Source organism: Mycobacterium arosiense ATCC BAA-1401 = DSM 45069, from assembly GCF_002086125.1.
Lineage (GTDB): Bacteria > Actinomycetota > Actinomycetes > Mycobacteriales > Mycobacteriaceae > Mycobacterium > Mycobacterium arosiense.
Map to the genome: position 1 here is coordinate 23,545 of NZ_MVHG01000010.1, position 17,149 is coordinate 40,693.

General features: G+C 69.1%; 19 protein-coding genes. 14 read left to right on the top strand and 5 right to left on the bottom strand.

Annotated elements, in window-relative coordinates; all coding sequences use genetic code 11:
* Positions 1 to 25 precede the first annotated feature (25 nt).
* The 7 genes from BST14_RS06690 (at position 26) to BST14_RS06720 (ending at position 6,888) form a co-directional block, all read left to right on the top strand.
* A complete protein-coding gene (locus tag BST14_RS06690; RefSeq protein ID WP_083063887.1) occupies positions 26 to 826 on the top strand; it encodes a thymidylate synthase in 801 nt (266 codons plus the stop codon).
* A gap of 18 nt (positions 827 to 844) precedes the next feature.
* Positions 845 to 1,369, top strand: coding sequence for a dihydrofolate reductase (locus tag BST14_RS06695; RefSeq protein WP_083063796.1), 525 nt, complete (start codon positions 845 to 847; stop codon positions 1,367 to 1,369).
* 72 nt (positions 1,370 to 1,441) lie between these two features.
* The gene (locus BST14_RS06700) at positions 1,442 to 2,176 is read left to right on the top strand and encodes a cell division protein DivIVA (RefSeq protein WP_083063797.1); all 735 of its coding nucleotides are present in this window, start codon (positions 1,442 to 1,444) and stop codon (positions 2,174 to 2,176) included.
* A gap of 54 nt (positions 2,177 to 2,230) precedes the next feature.
* Complete coding sequence (locus BST14_RS06705) at positions 2,231 to 3,454, top strand: winged helix-turn-helix domain-containing protein (RefSeq protein WP_083063798.1); 1,224 nt, start codon at positions 2,231 to 2,233, stop codon at positions 3,452 to 3,454.
* Positions 3,455 to 3,465: 11 nt separating this feature from the next.
* On the top strand, positions 3,466 to 4,218 hold the full coding sequence (gene thyX, locus BST14_RS06710; protein ID WP_083063799.1) for an FAD-dependent thymidylate synthase: 753 nt from the start codon (positions 3,466 to 3,468) through the stop codon (positions 4,216 to 4,218).
* Between the two features lie 70 nt (positions 4,219 to 4,288).
* Positions 4,289 to 5,191, top strand: a complete 903-nt coding sequence (gene dapA / locus BST14_RS06715) for a 4-hydroxy-tetrahydrodipicolinate synthase (RefSeq protein WP_083063888.1) — start codon at positions 4,289 to 4,291, stop codon at positions 5,189 to 5,191.
* Positions 5,192 to 5,211: 20 nt separating this feature from the next.
* The gene (locus BST14_RS06720; protein ID WP_083063800.1) at positions 5,212 to 6,888 is read left to right on the top strand and encodes a ribonuclease J; all 1,677 of its coding nucleotides are present in this window, start codon (positions 5,212 to 5,214) and stop codon (positions 6,886 to 6,888) included.
* Positions 6,889 to 6,984: 96 nt separating this feature from the next.
* On the opposite strand, the gene BST14_RS06725 is transcribed toward BST14_RS06720, so the two are convergent.
* Genes BST14_RS06725 through BST14_RS06735 form a run of 3 tightly spaced genes read right to left on the bottom strand, consistent with a single transcriptional unit; the run spans position 6,985 to position 9,007 of the window.
* Entirely contained in the window at positions 6,985 to 7,857 is an 873-nt protein-coding gene (locus tag BST14_RS06725; RefSeq protein WP_083063801.1) for an SAM-dependent methyltransferase, read from the bottom strand.
* A 5-nt stretch (positions 7,858 to 7,862) separates the two neighbouring features.
* On the bottom strand, positions 7,863 to 8,693 hold the full coding sequence (locus BST14_RS06730) for a mycofactocin-coupled SDR family oxidoreductase (protein WP_083063802.1): 831 nt from the start codon (positions 8,691 to 8,693) through the stop codon (positions 7,863 to 7,865).
* A complete protein-coding gene (locus tag BST14_RS06735; protein ID WP_083063803.1) occupies positions 8,693 to 9,007 on the bottom strand; it encodes a putative quinol monooxygenase in 315 nt (104 codons plus the stop codon). Before BST14_RS06735 ends, BST14_RS06730 begins: the two co-directional genes overlap by 1 nt.
* A 168-nt stretch (positions 9,008 to 9,175) precedes the next feature.
* Between BST14_RS06735 and BST14_RS06740 the strand changes: the two genes are divergently transcribed.
* The gene (locus tag BST14_RS06740) at positions 9,176 to 11,686 is read left to right on the top strand and encodes an FtsK/SpoIIIE family DNA translocase (RefSeq protein WP_211280667.1); all 2,511 of its coding nucleotides are present in this window, start codon (positions 9,176 to 9,178) and stop codon (positions 11,684 to 11,686) included.
* Between the two features lie 65 nt (positions 11,687 to 11,751).
* Here BST14_RS06740 and BST14_RS06745 read toward each other — a convergent pair whose 3' ends face one another.
* Positions 11,752 to 12,267: an amino-acid N-acetyltransferase gene (locus BST14_RS06745; RefSeq protein WP_083063804.1), complete on the bottom strand. Its 516-nt coding sequence runs from the start codon at positions 12,265 to 12,267 to the stop codon at positions 11,752 to 11,754.
* Between the two features lie 56 nt (positions 12,268 to 12,323).
* Here BST14_RS06745 and pgsA point away from each other — a divergent pair, with 56 nt between their 5' ends.
* The 4 genes from pgsA (at position 12,324) to pspM (ending at position 15,139) form a co-directional block, all read left to right on the top strand.
* Positions 12,324 to 12,932, top strand: a complete 609-nt coding sequence (gene pgsA, locus BST14_RS06750; RefSeq protein WP_083063890.1) for a CDP-diacylglycerol--glycerol-3-phosphate 3-phosphatidyltransferase — start codon at positions 12,324 to 12,326, stop codon at positions 12,930 to 12,932.
* 108 nt (positions 12,933 to 13,040) lie between these two features.
* On the top strand, positions 13,041 to 13,367 hold the full coding sequence (gene clgR, locus BST14_RS06755; protein WP_083063891.1) for a transcriptional regulator ClgR: 327 nt from the start codon (positions 13,041 to 13,043) through the stop codon (positions 13,365 to 13,367).
* Between the two features lie 133 nt (positions 13,368 to 13,500).
* The gene (pspA, locus tag BST14_RS06760) at positions 13,501 to 14,319 is read left to right on the top strand and encodes a phage shock protein PspA (protein ID WP_083063805.1); all 819 of its coding nucleotides are present in this window, start codon (positions 13,501 to 13,503) and stop codon (positions 14,317 to 14,319) included.
* A 10-nt stretch (positions 14,320 to 14,329) separates the two neighbouring features.
* Positions 14,330 to 15,139: a phage shock envelope stress response protein PspM gene (gene pspM / locus BST14_RS06765; RefSeq protein ID WP_083063806.1), complete on the top strand. Its 810-nt coding sequence runs from the start codon at positions 14,330 to 14,332 to the stop codon at positions 15,137 to 15,139.
* A gap of 16 nt (positions 15,140 to 15,155) precedes the next feature.
* Here pspM and BST14_RS06770 read toward each other — a convergent pair whose 3' ends face one another.
* The gene (locus BST14_RS06770; RefSeq protein WP_083063892.1) at positions 15,156 to 15,587 is read right to left on the bottom strand and encodes a limonene-1,2-epoxide hydrolase family protein; all 432 of its coding nucleotides are present in this window, start codon (positions 15,585 to 15,587) and stop codon (positions 15,156 to 15,158) included.
* 51 nt (positions 15,588 to 15,638) lie between these two features.
* Here BST14_RS06770 and BST14_RS06775 point away from each other — a divergent pair, with 51 nt between their 5' ends.
* The gene (locus tag BST14_RS06775) at positions 15,639 to 16,805 is read left to right on the top strand and encodes a glycosyltransferase (RefSeq protein ID WP_083063807.1); all 1,167 of its coding nucleotides are present in this window, start codon (positions 15,639 to 15,641) and stop codon (positions 16,803 to 16,805) included.
* Between the two features lie 50 nt (positions 16,806 to 16,855).
* Entirely contained in the window at positions 16,856 to 17,140 is a 285-nt protein-coding gene (locus BST14_RS06780) for a hypothetical protein (protein WP_169926056.1), read from the top strand.
* Positions 17,141 to 17,149: the final 9 nt, after the last annotated feature.

The following is a 17,149-nucleotide window of genomic DNA, read 5'->3' on the forward strand; positions in this document are numbered from 1 at the left end:
TCGCGATCGCCGCTATTCTGACGGCGTGCCGATCCCGACCCCCTACGAGGACTTGCTCCGCCTGGTGCTCGAGCGGGGAACGGCCAAATCCGACCGCACCGGCACCGGGACCCGCAGCCTGTTCGGTCAGCAGCTGCGCTACGACCTGTCGGCCGGCTTCCCGCTGCTCACCACCAAGAAGGTGCACCTGAAGTCGGTGGTCTACGAACTGCTGTGGTTCCTGCGCGGCGATTCCAACGTCGGCTGGCTACACGAGCACGGGGTCACCATCTGGGACGAATGGGCAAGCGACACAGGTGACCTCGGGCCGATCTACGGCGTGCAGTGGCGATCCTGGCCGACGCCCTCGGGTGAGCACATCGACCAGATCAGCGCCGCCCTGGATCTGCTGCGCACCGACCCGAACTCGCGGCGCAACATCGTCTCGGCGTGGAACGTCGGCGACATCCCGCAGATGGCGCTGCCGCCGTGTCACGCGTTCTTCCAGTTCTACGTGGCCGACGGGCGGTTGAGCTGCCAGCTCTACCAGCGCAGCGCCGACCTGTTCTTGGGCGTGCCGTTCAACATCGCCAGCTACGCGCTGTTGACGCACATGATGGCCGCCCAGGCCGGCCTGGCCGTCGGCGAGTTCGTGTGGACGGGCGGGGATTGCCACATCTACGACAACCATGTCGAACAGGTGCGCCTGCAGCTCGGCCGCGACCCTCGGCCCTACCCGGAACTTGTTCTGGCACAACGCGACTCGATCTTCGACTATGTCTACGAGGACGTCGTCGTCAAGAATTACGACCCGCACCCGGCGATCAAAGCTCCCGTCGCCGTATGACCGCCGTATGACCGCCGCATGACTGAAGTGGGTCTGGTGTGGGCTCAGTCGACCTCCGGCGTCATCGGGCGCGGTGGTGATATCCCCTGGGACGTGCCGGAAGACCTGCTGCGGTTCAAAGAGGTGACCATGGGTCACCCGGTGATCATGGGCCGGCGGACGTGGGAGTCGTTGCCGGCGAAGGTGCGCCCCCTGCCCGGGCGCCGCAACGTCGTCCTGTCCCGCGACGCCGGCTTCGTCGCCGACGGGGCGCGGGTGGTCGGGTCGCTGGAGGCGGCGCTGGCCCAGGGCGAGGGGGCGCCGCAGACGTGGGTCATCGGTGGCGAGCAGATCTACTTGCTGGCGCTGCCGCACGCCACCCGCTGCGAGGTCACCGAGATCGAAATCGATTTGCGCCGCGATGACGACGACGCCCTGGCGCCGACGCTGGACGACACCTGGGTCGGTCAGACGGGGGAGTGGCTGGCCAGCCGCTCGGGGCTGCGGTATCGCTTCCACAGCTACCGGCGGCCCGCCGCGCACCCGGTCGCGCCCGCGGGCTGACCTGACATACTCGACGGGGGGTCGGTCGCACAGGGTCAATTAGGCGTTCGAAGCGAGAAGGGGGAATTGGCAGTGATAACCGAACCCGTGAAGACGTTCTCTCGAAAATTCATGGGCTACGACGGGGCCGCGGTTGATGCCCACATCGAGATGCTGACTACCAAGCAGCAGCTGCTGCTCGACGACGTCGAGAGCCTACGAGCCCGGCTGCAGGAATCCGCCGACCAGACGGCCGCGCTGCGCAAGGAGGTGGCGGCGCTCACGGATACCTCGCCCGCGCCGCATGCGGTGCAGCAGCGGATGGCGAAAATGCTGAGCCGCGCGGTCGACGAGGTGGCCGAGATGCAGGCCGAGGCGCGGGCCGAAGCGGACGCGCTGATCGCGGCGGCCGAGGTCGAGGCCGAAGCGGCGGAGCGAAAGCGCGACGAGGTGCTCGCCGACCTGGCCGCGCAGCAAAAAACCCTGGAAGCCGAATACGCGGAGACCAAAAAGAAGCTCGACGCCGAACTGGCCGACATGCGCGCCGAGGCCGAATCGGCGATCAAGAAGGCGCGCCAGGAGGCCGAACGGGAGTGCGAGCAGCTCCTGGGCGACGCGAAGAAGGGCGCCGACCATTACCGGGAGAAGGCGCAGCGCGCGGTCAACGAGGCGGCGGAAAGGCGAATCAAGATCCTCGAGCAGCTGATGGGCGTGTACCGCGACCTCGACGGTGTGCCGAAGGCTCTCGAGGCGGCCTACGCCGAACAAAACGATTCGGGCGACGAAGCCGTCCTGAAACCGCTGGACCGCAAGGTTCGCGCGGGCTGAGTTCGCGCCCGCCTCGCCGTCAAGAGCCGCCGGACGGGCGGTAATGTCGGCGCCGTGTCGACCCGCAGGCTATCGGCCGCCCAAGCCCGCCGGATAGCCGTTGCGGCCCAAGGTTTTACCGAGCCCCGGCCCGGCGGTGAGATCACCCGGGCGCACCTGAAGCGGCTGATCTCCAGGATTCAGGTGCTGCAACTGGATTCGGTCTCGGTGGCGGTGCGGGCGCATTACGCGCCGGTGTTCAGCCGGCTCGGCCCCTACGACCGTGACGTGCTCGACCGCGCCGCCTGGGGCCCGCGTTCGTCGCGGCTGCTGGCGGAATACTGGGCCCACGAGGCCGCGCTGATGGCCGTCGAGGACTGGCCGCTGCTGCGCTGGCGGATGCGTCAGTACACACACGGCCGGTGGGGCACCCACATCGTCAAGGCCAACCCGCGGCTGGCCGATGAGATCGTCGCCGCCATCGCCGAGCTCGGGCCCAGCACGGCGGGGCAGATCGAGGAGCACCTGGCCGCCAAGTTACTGGCGCCGCGCCGGAAAAAGGGCACCTGGTGGACGCGCAGCGACACCAAATGGGTGGCCGAGGCGCTGTTCTCCGCCGGGGTGCTCACCACCGCCACCCGGGTGGGGTTCGCGCGCCACTACGACCTGGTAGAGCGGGTGCTGCCGGCCCGCGTGCTGGCCCGTGAGGTCGACGACGACGAGGCGATCCGCGAGCTCGCGCTGCGGGCCGCCACCGCGCTGGGCGTGGGCACCGAGGCCGACATCCGCGACTACTTCCGGCTGTCGGCCGCCCAGGTCAGGCCGGCGATCGCCGCGCTGGTGGCCGCCGGTGAGCTCGAGCCCGTCGACGTCGACGGCTGGTCGGCGCCGGCCTATCTGCGGGCGGGCCGCACGGTGCCCCGCACCGACCGCGGCACCGCGCTGCTGTGTCCGTTCGACCCGCTCATCTTCTTCCGACCGCGCGTCGAGCGCCTGTTCGAATTCCATTACCGCATAGAGATTTACACCCCGGCCGCCAAGCGCCAGTACGGCTATTACGTGTGGCCGCTGCTCATGGACGGGCGGTTGGTGGCGCGCGTCGACCTCAAGGCCGACCGGGCCGCCAACACGTTGCGGGTCCTCGGCGCATTCGGCGAGCCCGACGCGCCCAGGGCCCGCGTGGCCGCGGCACTGGCCGGCGAGCTTCGGTCGATGGCGTCCTGGCTGGGCCTGGGTGGGTTCAGCGTCGCCGGTAACGGTGATCTGTCCGGCGAGCTGCGCGCATCGTCGCCGGGCTAAGGTGATTGCCCGTGGCCGAGATCGCCCCGCTGCGCGTACAACTGATCGCCAAGACCGACTTCTTGGCGCCCCCGGACGTGCCGTGGGACACCGACGCCGACGGCGGGGCCGCGCTGACCGAATTCGCCGGCCGGGCCTGCTACCAGAGCTGGTCGAAACCCAACCCCAAGACCGCGACGAACGCCGGCTACATCAAGCACATCATCGACGTCGGGCACTTTTCGGTGCTCGAACACGCGAGCGTGTCCTTCTACGTCACCGGCATCTCGCGGTCGTGCACCCATGAGCTGATCCGGCACCGGCACTTCTCCTATTCGCAGTTGTCGCAGCGCTATGTCCCCGAGAAGGACTCGCGCGTCGTCGTCCCCCCTGGCCTCGAAGACGATCCGGAGCTGCAGCAGATCCTGGCCGCAGCCGCCGACGCCAGCCGGGCCACCTACGCCGATCTGCTGGCCAAGCTGGAGGCCAAGTTCGCGGATCAACCCAACGCGGTGTTGCGGCGCAAACAGGCCCGCCAGGCCGCCCGCGCCGTGCTGCCCAACGCGACCGAAACCCGCATCGTCGTGACCGGCAACTACCGGGCGTGGCGCCACTTCATCGCGATGCGCGCCAGCGAGCACGCCGACGTCGAGATTCGGCGGCTGGCCATCGAATGCCTGCGCCAACTGTCGGGCGTGGCGCCCGCGGTGTTCGCCGACTTCGAGATCTCCACCCTGGCCGACGGCACGGAGGTCGCAACCAGCCCACTGGCGACCGAGGCCTGACGCGAACTCGCTCGACGGCGCGTCTACGCGGGTGCTAAATACCTTGCCGGCGCCAGGTAACCTGAACACCGTGAGCACCGCCGGATTCGACGCCCCAGCGCGGTTGGGAACCGTGCTGACCGCGATGGTCACACCGTTTCGACCCGACGGCTCCGTCGACACCGCCACGGCCGCCCAACTGGCCAACCACCTGATCGATGCGGGCTGTGACGGCCTGGTGATCTCCGGAACCACCGGCGAGTCCCCGACCACCACCGACGACGAGAAGCGCGAGCTGTTGCGCGTCGTGCTCGAGGCCGTCGGCGACCGGGCCCGTGTCATCGCCGGCGCGGGCACCTACGACACCGCCCACAGCGTGCGGCTGGCCAAGGCCTGCGCGGCCGAGGGCGCCCACGGACTGCTGGTGGTCACGCCGTACTACTCCAAGCCACCCCAGAGCGGGTTGATCGCCCACTTCACCACCGTGGCCGACGCGACCGACCTGCCCGTGCTGCTCTACGACATTCCGCCACGCTCGGTGATCCCCATCCAGCCCGACACCATCTGCGCGCTGGCCGCCCACCCGAACATCGTCGGAATCAAGGACGCCAAGGCCGACCTGCACAGCGGGGGCCAGATCATCGCCGAGACCGGGCTGGCCTACTACTCCGGCGACGATGCGCTGAACCTGCCGTGGCTGGCCATGGGCGCCACCGGCTTCATCAGCGTGATCTCGCACGTGGCCGCGGGACAGCTGCGAGAAATGTTGTCCGCCTTCAACTCCGGCGATATCGCCACCGCCCGCAAGATCAACGCCACCGTCGCCCCGCTGTGCGACGCGATGGCCCGCCTGGGCGGGGTGACCATGTCCAAGGCCGGCCTGCGCCTGCAGGGCATCGACGTCGGCGATCCGCGGTTGCCCCAAATGCCCGCGACGCCAGAACAACTCGACGCGTTGGCCGCGGATATGCGTGCGGCGTCAGCGCTGCGGTGACCCGAGGAGTCTTAAGAGAAGTGGACGTAGACCTCGCCCCGCCAGGCCCCTTGGCCACGGGAGGGTTGCGGGTCACCGCTCTGGGCGGCATCAGCGAAATCGGTCGCAACATGACGGTTTTCGAGCACCTGGGCCGGCTGTTGATCATCGACTGCGGGGTGATGTTCCCCACGCACGACGAGCCTGGGGTGGATCTGATCCTGCCCGATCTGCGCCACATCGAAGACCGGCTCGACGACATCGAGGCGCTGGTGCTCACCCACGCCCACGAGGACCACATCGGCGGCATTCCGTTCCTGCTCAAGCTGCGGCCCGACATCCCGGTCGTCGGGTCGAAGTTCACGCTGGCGCTGGTCGCCGCGAAGTGCCGCGAACATCGCCTTAAGCCCGTGTTCGTCGAGGTGGCCGAGGGCCAAAAAAGCAGTCACGGCGTGTTCGAATGCCAATACTTCGCCGTCAACCACTCCATCCCCGACGCGCTGGCGATCGCCGTACACACCGGTGCCGGAACGGTTCTGCACACCGGCGACATCAAGCTCGACCAGCTTCCGCTGGACGGCCGACCGACCGACCTGCCCGGCATGTCCCGGCTCGGTGACGCCGGGGTGGACCTGTTCCTCTGTGATTCAACCAATGCCGAGCACCCCGGCGTCGGGCCCTCGGAAAGCGAAGTCGGTCCGACGCTGCACCGGCTGATCCGCGGCGCCGAAGGCCGCGTCATCGTGGCGTGCTTCGCCTCCAACGTCGACCGCGTGCAGCAAATCATCGACGCCGCAGTCGCATTGGGCCGTCGGGTATCGTTCGTCGGCCGATCCATGGTGCGCAACATGGGCATCGCCCGCGAACTCGGATTCCTGCGGGTCGCCGATTCGGACGTGATCGACATCGGCGCCGCCGAGATGATGCCGCCCGAGAAGGTGGTGCTGATCACCACCGGCACCCAGGGCGAACCGATGTCGGCGTTGTCGCGGATGTCACGCGGCGAGCACCGCAGCATCACCCTGACCGCCGGAGACCTGGTGGTGCTGGCGTCATCGCTGATCCCGGGCAACGAGGAAGCGGTCTACGGCGTCATCGACGAGCTCGCCAAGATCGGTGCCCGTGTGGTCACTAATGCCCAAGCGCGGGTGCATGTTTCGGGACATGCCTACGCCGGGGAACTGTTGTTCCTGTACAACGGGATTCGGCCGCGCCACGTCATGCCCGTGCACGGGACATGGCGCATGCTGCGCGCCAACTCCAAACTCGCGGCTCGCACCGGCGTGCCGGAGGAGTCGATCCTGCTGGCCGAGAACGGGGTGAGTGTCGATTTGGTTTCGGGCAAGGCGGCAATCGCCGGCGCGGTGCCGGTGGGCAAGATGTTCGTCGACGGCCTGATCAACGGCGACGTCGGCGACATCACCCTGGGCGAGCGGCTCATTCTGTCGTCGGGCTTCGTGGCGGTGACCGTGGTGGTCACCCGCGGCACCGGGCGTCCGGTCGCCCCGCCGCACCTGCATTCGCGCGGATTCTCCGAGGATCCCAAGGCGCTCGAGCCCGCCGTGCGCAGGGTCGAGGCCGAACTGGAAGCGCTGGCGGCCGAGAACATCACCGATCCGGGCCGCATCGCGCAGGGTGTGCGGCGCACCGTCGGCAAGTGGGTGGGCGAGACCTACCGCCGGCAGCCCATGATCGTGCCGACCGTCATCGAGGTCTGACTAGATCTTCTCGGCTCTGGCGCCGCGAAACTTAACCATTGCGGTGCTGACCGGCGTGTCGTCGCAGACGTTTACGTGTCGCGCAGGACCATGCAGTCAGATCTTCTCGGCGTAGGCCGACCACTCCAGTTGCGAGGCCTTGAGCTTGCGGCCGGTGGGCTCGACATAGCGCTGCACCAGCTCGTCGGGACCGGCCTGCTCCACCAGCCGCCAGCCGTACTCGCCGAGGAACTCGGCGACCTCGTCGGGCTGCAGACCGAAATGCCACAATTGCCGTCGCTGGCGCACGGTCCGGTACAGCGTGCGGGTGCCGTACCGATTGGTGCCGTCGATGAAATCCTTACGCACATAGGTGAACACCAAACGGCTGCCGGGCGCGGTCGCGCGCAAGCCGTCCAGGGTGCGCCGCACTGTCGCCTCGGTGAGGTATTGGGTGACGCCCTCGCAGATGAAGAACACCCGGTAGTCGGTGCGATAACCGTGCTCGGCGAGCGACGTGAGCAGGTCGTCATGCTCGAGGTTCAACGCCACCAACCGAACTGACAGCGGCAGCTCCCCGAGCACCCGACGGACGGTCTTGAACTTCCTCGCGACGTTGACGGGCAAATCGACCTCGAACACCGGCATGCGGACTCGCCGCGTCAGCAGGTAGGCCCGGGTGTCCAGGCCCGCGCCGAGGATGACGACGGCGTTGATGTCGTCCAACGACTCCGTGAGCTTGTCGGCGATGAATCGCTTGCGGCAGGCCAGGTTCGCCCACAGTCCCGGGCCGGTGAACTCCGAGCCGCGGATCAGCAGCCGGCGCACGGGTGCGAAGCGGGTGGCGCTGACGAGCCACCGCAGCGGGGCGGGCAAAAAGAGCTCGGCGAAATCGTCGTCGACCAGGCGGTGTCCGGGCTCCTCGTTCTGCTCGACGGCGGCCAGCACCATCGGGCCAAATGCCGTCTGCGCAACCGGGTTTCGGGCCATGGTGACTACTTGTTCAAAAATCCCGCGTCGACGGGCAGGGTCACGCCGGTGATGTAGCGAGCCTGGTCGGACACCAGCCACGCCACCGCGTTGGCGACGTCCTCGACGTCGAGCACCTCCACGGGCATGGCGTTGCCCATGGCTCCCGGCGTGTCGGTCGCGGCGGCCATCTTCGCCAGCCACTCGCGGGTGAACTCGTTGTTGATCATCGGCGTCTCGACCCCGGACGGATGGATCGAATTAACCCGAATCATCTGTCCCGCAAGCAGATTCGCGTATACCCGCATCAACCCGACCACCCCGTGTTTGGCGGCGGCATAGCCGACGGAACCGGCGTCGGGGCTGCCGACCCCGGCCAGCCCCGCGCTCGAGCTGATCAGCACGATCGACCCGCCGGTGCCCTGCTTGACCATCGTGGGTATCGCCACCTTGATGGTGTTATAGACGCCGGTCAGGTTGACGTCGATGACGTCGCGCCACCCGTCGTCACCGGATTGCATGGGCGCGATCCCGGCGTTGGCCACCACGATGTCCAGCCGGCCGAACTCGTCCAGGCCGGCCTGCAGCGCCGCCGCCAGCGATTCGCGGTCACGGACGTCGCCACGAGAGGCCACGATGCGGGAGCCGGTGTCTTCCACCAGCTTCACGGTGGCCGCCAGGTCTTCAGGCGTGGAAAGCGCGTAGGGCACGCTCGCGATCTGGTCGCACAGGTCGACGGCAATGATGTCCGCGCCGTCGGTGGCCAGCCGCGCCGCGTGCGCTCGGCCCTGCCCGCGCGCCGCGCCGGTGATGAATGCGACCTTGCCCTTCAGGGGCCCTTCCGACGACCGAGTCATCAGGGCCGCAACTGTCCTTTGGCCGGATCGCCCGCCGGCACCGGCTGCAGCATCTTGATGTCGGGCGCCCCGTCCAGGTGCTCGCCGGCCGCGGTGAACATCTTGGTGACCGCCGGCGCGGTGCTGTGCGCCTTGAGCGCCTCGGCGTCGGCCCACTGCTCGACGAAGACAAAGGTCTCACCCGACTGGTGCAGTGAATACACCTGGCAGCCCGGCTCGTCGTGCACTTCTTCGACCGCCCGCGTGAGGATGTCGCGAACGGTGTCGACCGACTCGGGTTTGACAGTCATGGTGGCGACGACAACAACGGGCATTGATGGCCTCCTGGGCGCTCCGGGGGTGGGTGACGAGCACAACTTTTCGCAACCGGATGTCACCCTACTCACGCGATCCGGCGTCGATTCGGGCCATGCCCGACAAGCCGGGCCGTTACCAGTGTGGCGGGTGGTGTAGATGATGCCCTTGCGACTAGGCTTGCTGACATGCCCAGTAAGACCGCCGCCCGCTCCGGAAGCCGAACGAGCAGGTCAAAGGCCGCATCGCGGCCCAGCGGGTCCCGGGGAGGGCGCCCCGCGGCGCCCCGCAAGAGGATCGGTAAGCCCGCCAGGCGCCGCAGCCAGTCGCCGTTGGTTTCCGCCGGGCTGACCTGCGGTCGCGCCATGCGTGCCATCTGGTTGATGGCGGCGCGGGGGACCGGCGGCGCGGCCCGGTCGATCGGGCGGGCCCATGACATCGACCCCGGGCATCGCCGCGATGGCATCGCGCTGCTGCTGCTGGGCTTTTCCGTGGTGGTCGCCGCCAGTTCGTGGTTTCACGCCGCCGGGCCGGTGGGGGCCTGGGTCGACACGGCGCTGCGGACCTTCCTCGGCGCGGGCGTGCTGGCGCTGCCGGTCGCCACCGCCGCGGTGGCGGTGACCCTGATGCGCACCGAGCCGAACCCCGACGTGCGGCCCCGGCTGATCCTGGGCGCCAGCCTGGTCACCCTGTCGGTGCTCGGGTTGCGCCACCTGTGGTCCGGTTCGCCGGGCGACCCGGAAGCGCGCCGCCGCGCGGCCGGTTTCATCGGCTTCGCCATCGGTGGGCCGCTCTCGGACGGGCTCACCCCGTGGATCGCCGCGCCGCTGTTGTTCATCGGCTTCATGTTCGGGTTGTTGCTGCTGACCGGCACCACCATCCGCGAGGTGCCCGTGGTGATGCGCAACCTCTTCCACACCCGGTTCGTCGACGAGGACTACGACGACGAGCCCTACGACTACGCGGACGAGTTCGACGACGACGGCGCGGACGACCGCTACCACGACGAGGGTCCTCCCGCCCCGGACGAGGCGCCGCCGCCGGCGTGGTCGCCGGACGACGACGCCCAGGCCGCGCTGCAGGACGACATTCCCACCGTGCCCGAGCCCGCCGTCCAGGCGTCGTCGCGGGGCCGCAAGCGCGGACGGTCGGCGGACAAGCACGACACCGTCGAGCTGGACCGGGTCGTCGAGGGCCCCTACACGCTGCCGTCGCTGAACCTGCTGGTCGCCGGGGACCCGCCCAAGAAGCGCAGCGCCGCGAACAACGTCATGGCCGACGCCATCACGGAGGTGCTGACCCAGTTCAAGGTGGACGCCGCCGTCACCGGGTGCACCCGCGGGCCGACCGTCACCCGCTACGAGGTCGAGCTGGGGCCGGGCGTGAAGGTCGAGAAGATCACCGCCCTGCAGAAGAACATCGCTTATGCGGTGGCCACCGAGAGCGTGCGCATGCTGGCCCCGATCCCGGGCAAGTCGGCCGTCGGCATCGAGGTGCCCAACACCGACCGGGAAATGGTGCGGCTGGCCGACGTGCTCACCGCGCCGTCCACCCGGCGCGACCACCACCCGCTGGTGATCGGGCTGGGCAAGGACATCGAGGGCGACTTCATCTCGGCCAACCTGGCCAAGATGCCGCACCTGCTGGTGGCCGGCTCCACGGGATCCGGTAAGTCCAGCTTCGTCAACTCGATGCTGATCTCGCTGCTGGCGCGCGCCACCCCCGAAGAGGTCAGGATGATCCTGATCGACCCCAAGATGGTGGAACTCACGCCGTACGAAGGCATTCCGCACCTGATCACCCCGATCATCACCCAGCCCAAGAAGGCGGCGGCCGCGCTGGCGTGGCTGGTCGAGGAGATGGAGCAGCGCTACCAGGACATGCAGGCCTCCCGGGTGCGCCACATCGACGACTTCAACGAAAAGGTGCGCTCGGGTGCCATCACCGCGCCGCTGGGCAGCCAGCGCGAGTACCGGCCCTACCCGTATGTGGTGGCGATCGTCGACGAGCTGGCCGACCTGATGATGACCGCCCCCCGCGACGTCGAGGACGCGATCGTGCGGATCACCCAAAAGGCCCGCGCCGCCGGCATCCACCTGGTGCTGGCCACCCAGCGTCCGTCGGTGGACGTGGTCACCGGTCTGATCAAGACGAACGTGCCGTCCCGGCTGGCGTTCGCCACGTCGTCGCTGACCGACAGCCGCGTCATCCTGGACCAGGCCGGCGCGGAGAAGCTGATCGGCATGGGCGATGGCCTGTTCCTGCCGATGGGCGCGAGCAAGCCGATCCGGCTGCAGGGCGCGTTCATCACCGACGAGGAGATCCACGCCGTCGTCACGGCCTGCAAGGACCAGGCCGAACCCGAGTACACCGAGGGCGTCACCACCGCCAAGCCCACCGGGGAACGCACCGACGTCGACCCCGACATCGGGGACGACATGGACGTGTTCCTGCAGGCCGTCGAGCTGGTGGTGTCCAGCCAGTTCGGCTCGACGTCGATGCTGCAGCGCAAGCTGCGCGTCGGCTTCGCCAAGGCCGGCCGGCTGATGGACCTGATGGAGACCCGCGGCATCGTCGGGCCGTCGGAGGGCTCCAAGGCGCGCGAGGTGCTGATCAAGCCCGACGAGCTGGCCGGAACGCTGGCGCTCATCCGCGGCGGTGCCGACGCCAACGGCGGCGATTCCGACGGAGTCGATTAACGCGAGCAGACACAAAAGCACCCAAATTACCGGCGTGTCGGAGGCTTTTGCGTCTGCTCGGCCAGTTAAAGCACCAACAGCATCCGCGAGTTGCCGAGAATGTTCGGCTTGACGTAGCTGAGGTCCAGGAACTCGGCGACACCGATGTCGTAGGAGCGGCACATCTCCTCGAACACCTCGGCGGTCACCGGCGTGCCCTCGATCTCGGTGAACCCGTGCCGGGCGAAGAACTCGGTCTCGAACGTCAAGACGAACAGCCGCTTCAGCGCCAGCTCGCGGGCGACCTCGAGCAGCCGGTCGACGATCGCGTGGCCGATTCCGTGGCCGGTCATCGCCGGATCGACCGCGACGGTGCGGATCTCGCCGAGGTCGGACCACATCACGTGCAGCGCACCGCAACCGACCACGCGGCCCTGGTGCTCGGCCACCCAGAACTCCTGCACGGCCTCGTACAGCGTCACCAGATTCTTCTCGAGCAGGATCTTTCCGGCGTAGGTGTCGACCAGGTGCTTGATGGCCGGAACGTCGGACGTTCGCGCGCGCCGAACCGGCGGCCGATAGCGCTGTGGACTTCTGCTCACGGCTAACAGTATCGACGTCTCGGACGGCCGTGCTGGTCAACCGTTATTCTGTTGCCGTGTCGGGGCAGCCGCAGACGGGTCCGCTAACCGGACCGCCGGGCCGCGTAAACATCGCCAATCTCGCCAATACGCTGACCCTGTTGCGGCTGGTGCTGGTGCCGGTCTTCCTGCTCGCACTGTTCGCCGGTGACGGCCGCGAAACCGGCTTCCGCGTCGTCGCTTTCGTCATCTTCGCGGTCGCCTGCATCACCGATCGGCTGGACGGCCTGCTGGCCCGCAACTACGGCATGGCGACCGAATTCGGCGCGTTCGTCGATCCGATCGCCGACAAGACACTGGTGGGGTCGGCGCTGATCGGGCTCTCGATGCTCGGCGAGCTGCCGTGGTGGGTCACGGTGCTGATCCTGACGCGCGAATTCGGGGTGACGGTGCTGCGGTTGGCCGTCATTCGTCGCGGCGTCATCCCGGCCAGCTGGGGCGGCAAACTCAAGACGGTGGTGCAGGTGCTCGCCATCGGATTGTTCGTGCTGCCCTGGACGGGCGCGCCGGGGCCCTTCCGGACGGTTGCGGCGGTGGTGCTGGGTGCGGCGATCGTGCTGACCGTGATCACCGGGGTGGACTACGTCGTGTCGACGGTTCGGGAAGTCCGCCGCACGGCCGGTTGATATACCGGCGCCGACCGGGAACCAGACCACCGCCCTCGGCGTTCACCTAAATGAGCACCTGCGCAGCAGTACGTGCAGCGCGGGGCCGACCTGACGAAGGAGGGCGGGATGGCGCCATTGGTGCGCGAGGTCATCGGCGACGTGTTGCGCGAGGCCCGCACGACACAGGGTCGCACGCTGCGCGAGGTCTCCGATTCGGCGCGGGTGAGCCTCGGCTACCTGTCCGAGGTGGAGCGCGGCCGCAAGGAGCCCTCCAGCGAGCTGTTGAACGCGATCTGCGACGCGCTGGACGTCCCGTTGTCGTCGGTGCTGATCTACGCCGGCGAGCGGATGGCTGGCCAGGAGCGCACGGGCGTCGGCGCGCCGACGGACGGGGCGAGCGGCACCAGCATCAAGGTCGTCATCCCGCCGGTGGCCTCGCTGGCGCTGGCCTGAGCGCGGGCGGCCGATCCCGCGTAAGGGGTGGGGCGATCGGCGCCGACCCACTAAATTGAGCGACAGGCGCAGAGCCCCTCAGGCCCGTCCGGGGACCATCCGGATCCTCAAGAAGCGAAGGTGGAGCTAACTCATGGCCAATCCGTTCGTCAAGGCGTGGAAGTACCTCACGGCGCTGTTCAACGCCAAGATCGACGAGCATGCCGACCCGAAAGTGCAGATCCAACAGGCCATCGAGGAAGCGCAACGCACGCATCAGGCGCTCACCCAGCAGGCCGCGCAGGTCATCGGCAACCAGCGGCAGCTGGAGATGCGGCTCAACCGTCAGCTGGCGGACGTGGAGAAGCTGCAGGTCAACATCCGGCAGGCCCTGACCCTGGCCGACCAGGCCGCCGCGGCCGGTGACACCGCCAAGGCGACCGAGTACAACAACGCCGCCGAGGCGTTCGCCGCCCAGCTGGTGACCGCCGAGCAGAGCGTCGAAGACCTCAAAACGCTGCACGACCAGGCGCTGGGCGCGGCCGCGCAGGCCAAGAAGGCCGTCGAGCAGAACGCCATGGTGCTCCAGCAGAAGATCGCCGAGCGCACCAAGCTGCTCAGTCAGCTCGAGCAGGCCAAGATGCAAGAGCAGGTGAGCGCCTCGCTGCGATCGATGAGCGATCTCGCCGCCCCCGGCAACGTCCCCAGCCTCGACGAGGTGCGCGACAAGATCGAGCGACGGTACGCCAACGCGATCGGGGCCGCCGAGCTCGCGCAGGGTTCGGTGCAGGGCCGAATGCTCGAGGTCGAGCAGGCCGGGGTGCAGATGGCCGGTCATTCCCGGCTGGAGCAGATTCGCGCGTCGATGCGCGGTGAGGCCCTGCCGACCGGCGGCACGCAGGCCGCGGGGACGACGCCCGCGCCCGCGGAGAGCGCCGGCGGCTCGGTCACCGAGAAGCCACTTGGCCAGTAGTCGAAGCGTCATGGCGGTGAACGCGTCGCAGCCCGGTCCGTGGCGCGCGCTCCTGCACCGCGGACTGGCCACCGCCGCCGACCTTTCCGGCTTGGTGGCCCGCAAGCTGAGCGCCGCCGCGGACCCGCGCGCACGCCAGCTGCGTCGCCGCCGGCGCGCGCTGCGCTGGGGCCTGGTGTTCAGCGCCGGATGTGTGTTCTGGGCCGCGGTGACGACGCTGCTGGCGGCCTGGGGCTGGTTCGCGCTGCTGCTCGAAATCACCGGTGGCGTCGCGGTTCTCATGGCGATTCCGGCCACGCTGTTGCTGCTTCGCTATCGCTGGCTGCGGTCCGAGCCGCTGCCGGTGCCGCGGGCCCCCACGGCGCGCCGGCTACCGCCGCCGGGTTCGGCGGCACGCCCGGCGATGTACGCGCTGGGCGCCTCCGAGCGCGGATTTTCCTCCCTCGTGGCGGTGATCGAGCGGGGCGCGATGTTGCCGACCGCCGAGATCCGCGAGCTGACCGCCGCCGCCACCAGGACCTCGGCCGCCATGGCGTCCACCGCCGCGCAGGTGATCTCAATGGAGCGGGCGGCGCAGGCGAGCGAACAATCGCGGACCTATCTGGTGCCCACCATCAACGCGTTCACCGCGCAGCTGTCCGCCGGCGTTCGTCAATACAACGAAATGGTCACCGCGGCAGCGCAATTGGTGTCCTCGGCGAACGGCGACGGGTCGGCCGAGTCGCAGCGCTACCGCGCGGAGCTGGCCGACGCGACGGACCGGCTGCTCGGTTGGGCGCAGGCCTTCGGCGAACTCGGCGGACTGCGCGGAACCGGCTAGCCACCGAGGCGCGGTGTCAGAACGTCGCTTTCAGCGACGGCACCACCAGCGCCGCCAGGCCGCGCGCGGTGGCCTTGAGCATGTCGAAGAAGTCAAAGTAATCGCGCCACAACGTGATTCGCCCGTTCTGGACCTCGAACACGCCGCACACCCAGAACTGCAGGCGCAGCGGGCCGAAGATCAGCGCGTCGGTGCGTTCGGTCAGCACCGCGCCGCCGTCGGCCGCGATGCGGTGAATCTTCACCTCGAAGGCCGCGCGGCCCTCCATCTGGCGAAACAGCTTGATGGCTCTGGCACGGCCATGGATGGTGGGCAGGCCGACGTTCTGGTAGACGAGGTCGTCGGCCAGCGCGGCGCCCGCGGCGTCGTAATCCGCCTCCTGCAGCGCGTTCAGGAATCTTTCGACCGTGCGGGTGTTCGCAACGGTTGTCCCAGTCAGCTCGGTCATCTTCCTCAGCGTAGGCGCGTGGCCGCGGGGCGCTGTGGCAGGGTGAGCACGATGCGCGTCGCCGTGGTCGCCGGGCCGGATCCCGGGCATTCGTTCCCCGCGATTGCGCTGTGCCAACGCTTCGCCGAAGCCGGCGACGAGCCCACCATCTTCACCGGCGCCGAATGGCTCGAGGCCGCCCGCGGCGCGGGCATCGACGCCGCCGCGCTGGACGGGCTGGCCGCCACCGACGACGACGTTGACGCCGGGGCCAGGATCCACCGGCGCGCCGCGCGGATGGCCGTGCTCAATGCGCCCGCGCTGCGCGAACTGGCGCCCGACCTGGTGGTGTCCGATGTCATCACCGCCGGCGGCGGCATGGCCGCCGAACTGCTGGGCATCCCGTGGATCGAACTCAATCCACACCCGCTGTATCTGCCTTCGAAAGGACTGCCGCCGGTAGGCAGCGGGCTGGCGCCGGGCACCGGCATCCGGGGCCGGCTGCGCGACGCCACGATGCGCGCGTTGACCGCGCGATCCTGGCGGGCCGGGCTGCGGCAACGGTCGGCTTCCCGCGTCGGGATCGGCCTGCCCGCCCGCGATCCCGGGCCGCTGCGGCGGCTGATCGCCACGCTGCCCGCGCTGGAGGTTCCCCGCCCGGACTGGCCGGCCGAGGCCGTCCTGGTCGGGCCGCTGCACTTCGAACCGACCGATCGGGTCCTCGAGGTCCCGGCCGGCTCGGGGCCGGTGGTGGTCATTGCGCCGTCGACCGCATTGATCGGGACCGAAGGCCTGGCCGAGGTCGCGCTGGGGTGCCTGACGCCGGGCGAGACCATGCCGGCGGGCTCGCGCCTGCTGGTGTCGCGGCTGGACGGACCGGAACTGACGGTGCCGCCATGGGCGGCCGTCGGGCTGGGACGCCAGGACGAGCTGCTCGCCCACGCCGACGTGGTGATCTGCGGCGGTGGCCACGGCATGGTGGCCAAGACGCTGCTGGCCGGCGTGCCGCTGGTGGTGGTGCCCGGCGGCGGCGACCAGTGGGAGATCGCCAACCGGGTGCTGCGCCAGGGCAGCGCTCGCCTGATCCGGCCGCTGACCGCCGACGCGTTGGTGGCCGCGGTCAACGAGGTGCTGTCGTCGCCGGCCTACCGCGCGGCGGCGCAGGCGGCGGCCGCCGGCATCGCCGACGTCGCCGACCCGGTCCGGGTGTGCCGCGACGCGCTGGCGGTGGCCGGATGATCCGCGGCGCGCCGCCCGGGGCCGCCTTATGCTTCGGCGAGAGGCAATCGATGAGGATCATCACGACAATCACCACCGGCGCCCTGCTGGCCGGCTCGTTGAGCGGCTCATTGGGCCTCGCCGCCGTCGCGCATGCCGACAGTCCCGAGGAACAGCAGGCCTGCCGGCTGATGGACGATCCGGCCGCCGCGCAGCAGGGACTCGCACCGGCCGAATACGCCTTCATGCAGTTGCGCGCCACCATGTCGGCCCAACGCGCTCGCGACGTGATGTCGATTGCGGCCCAGGAAGACTGCCCGAACCACATCATCGACCTGCCGGCCAGCTGGCGATAGGCGGGCCGC

Excerpts from the sequence above, each read along its gene's own strand:
- BST14_RS06695 (WP_083063796.1), top strand. The coding sequence starts at position 845 with ATGACTGAAGTGGGTCTGGTGTGGGCTCAGTCGACCTCCGGCGTCATC.
- pspM (WP_083063806.1), top strand. The coding sequence starts at position 14,330 with ATGGCGGTGAACGCGTCGCAGCCCGGTCCGTGGCGCGCGCTCCTGCAC.
- pspA (WP_083063805.1), top strand. The coding sequence starts at position 13,501 with ATGGCCAATCCGTTCGTCAAGGCGTGGAAGTACCTCACGGCGCTGTTC.
- clgR (WP_083063891.1), top strand. The coding sequence starts at position 13,041 with ATGGCGCCATTGGTGCGCGAGGTCATCGGCGACGTGTTGCGCGAGGCC.
- BST14_RS06780 (WP_169926056.1), top strand. The coding sequence starts at position 16,856 with ATGAGGATCATCACGACAATCACCACCGGCGCCCTGCTGGCCGGCTCG.
- BST14_RS06740 (WP_211280667.1), top strand. The coding sequence starts at position 9,176 with ATGCCCAGTAAGACCGCCGCCCGCTCCGGAAGCCGAACGAGCAGGTCA.
- BST14_RS06735 (WP_083063803.1), bottom strand. The coding sequence starts at position 9,007 with ATGCCCGTTGTTGTCGTCGCCACCATGACTGTCAAACCCGAGTCGGTC.
- BST14_RS06725 (WP_083063801.1), bottom strand. The coding sequence starts at position 7,857 with ATGGCCCGAAACCCGGTTGCGCAGACGGCATTTGGCCCGATGGTGCTG.
- BST14_RS06730 (WP_083063802.1), bottom strand. The coding sequence starts at position 8,693 with ATGACTCGGTCGTCGGAAGGGCCCCTGAAGGGCAAGGTCGCATTCATC.
- BST14_RS06775 (WP_083063807.1), top strand. The coding sequence starts at position 15,639 with ATGCGCGTCGCCGTGGTCGCCGGGCCGGATCCCGGGCATTCGTTCCCC.
- BST14_RS06770 (WP_083063892.1), bottom strand. The coding sequence starts at position 15,587 with ATGACCGAGCTGACTGGGACAACCGTTGCGAACACCCGCACGGTCGAA.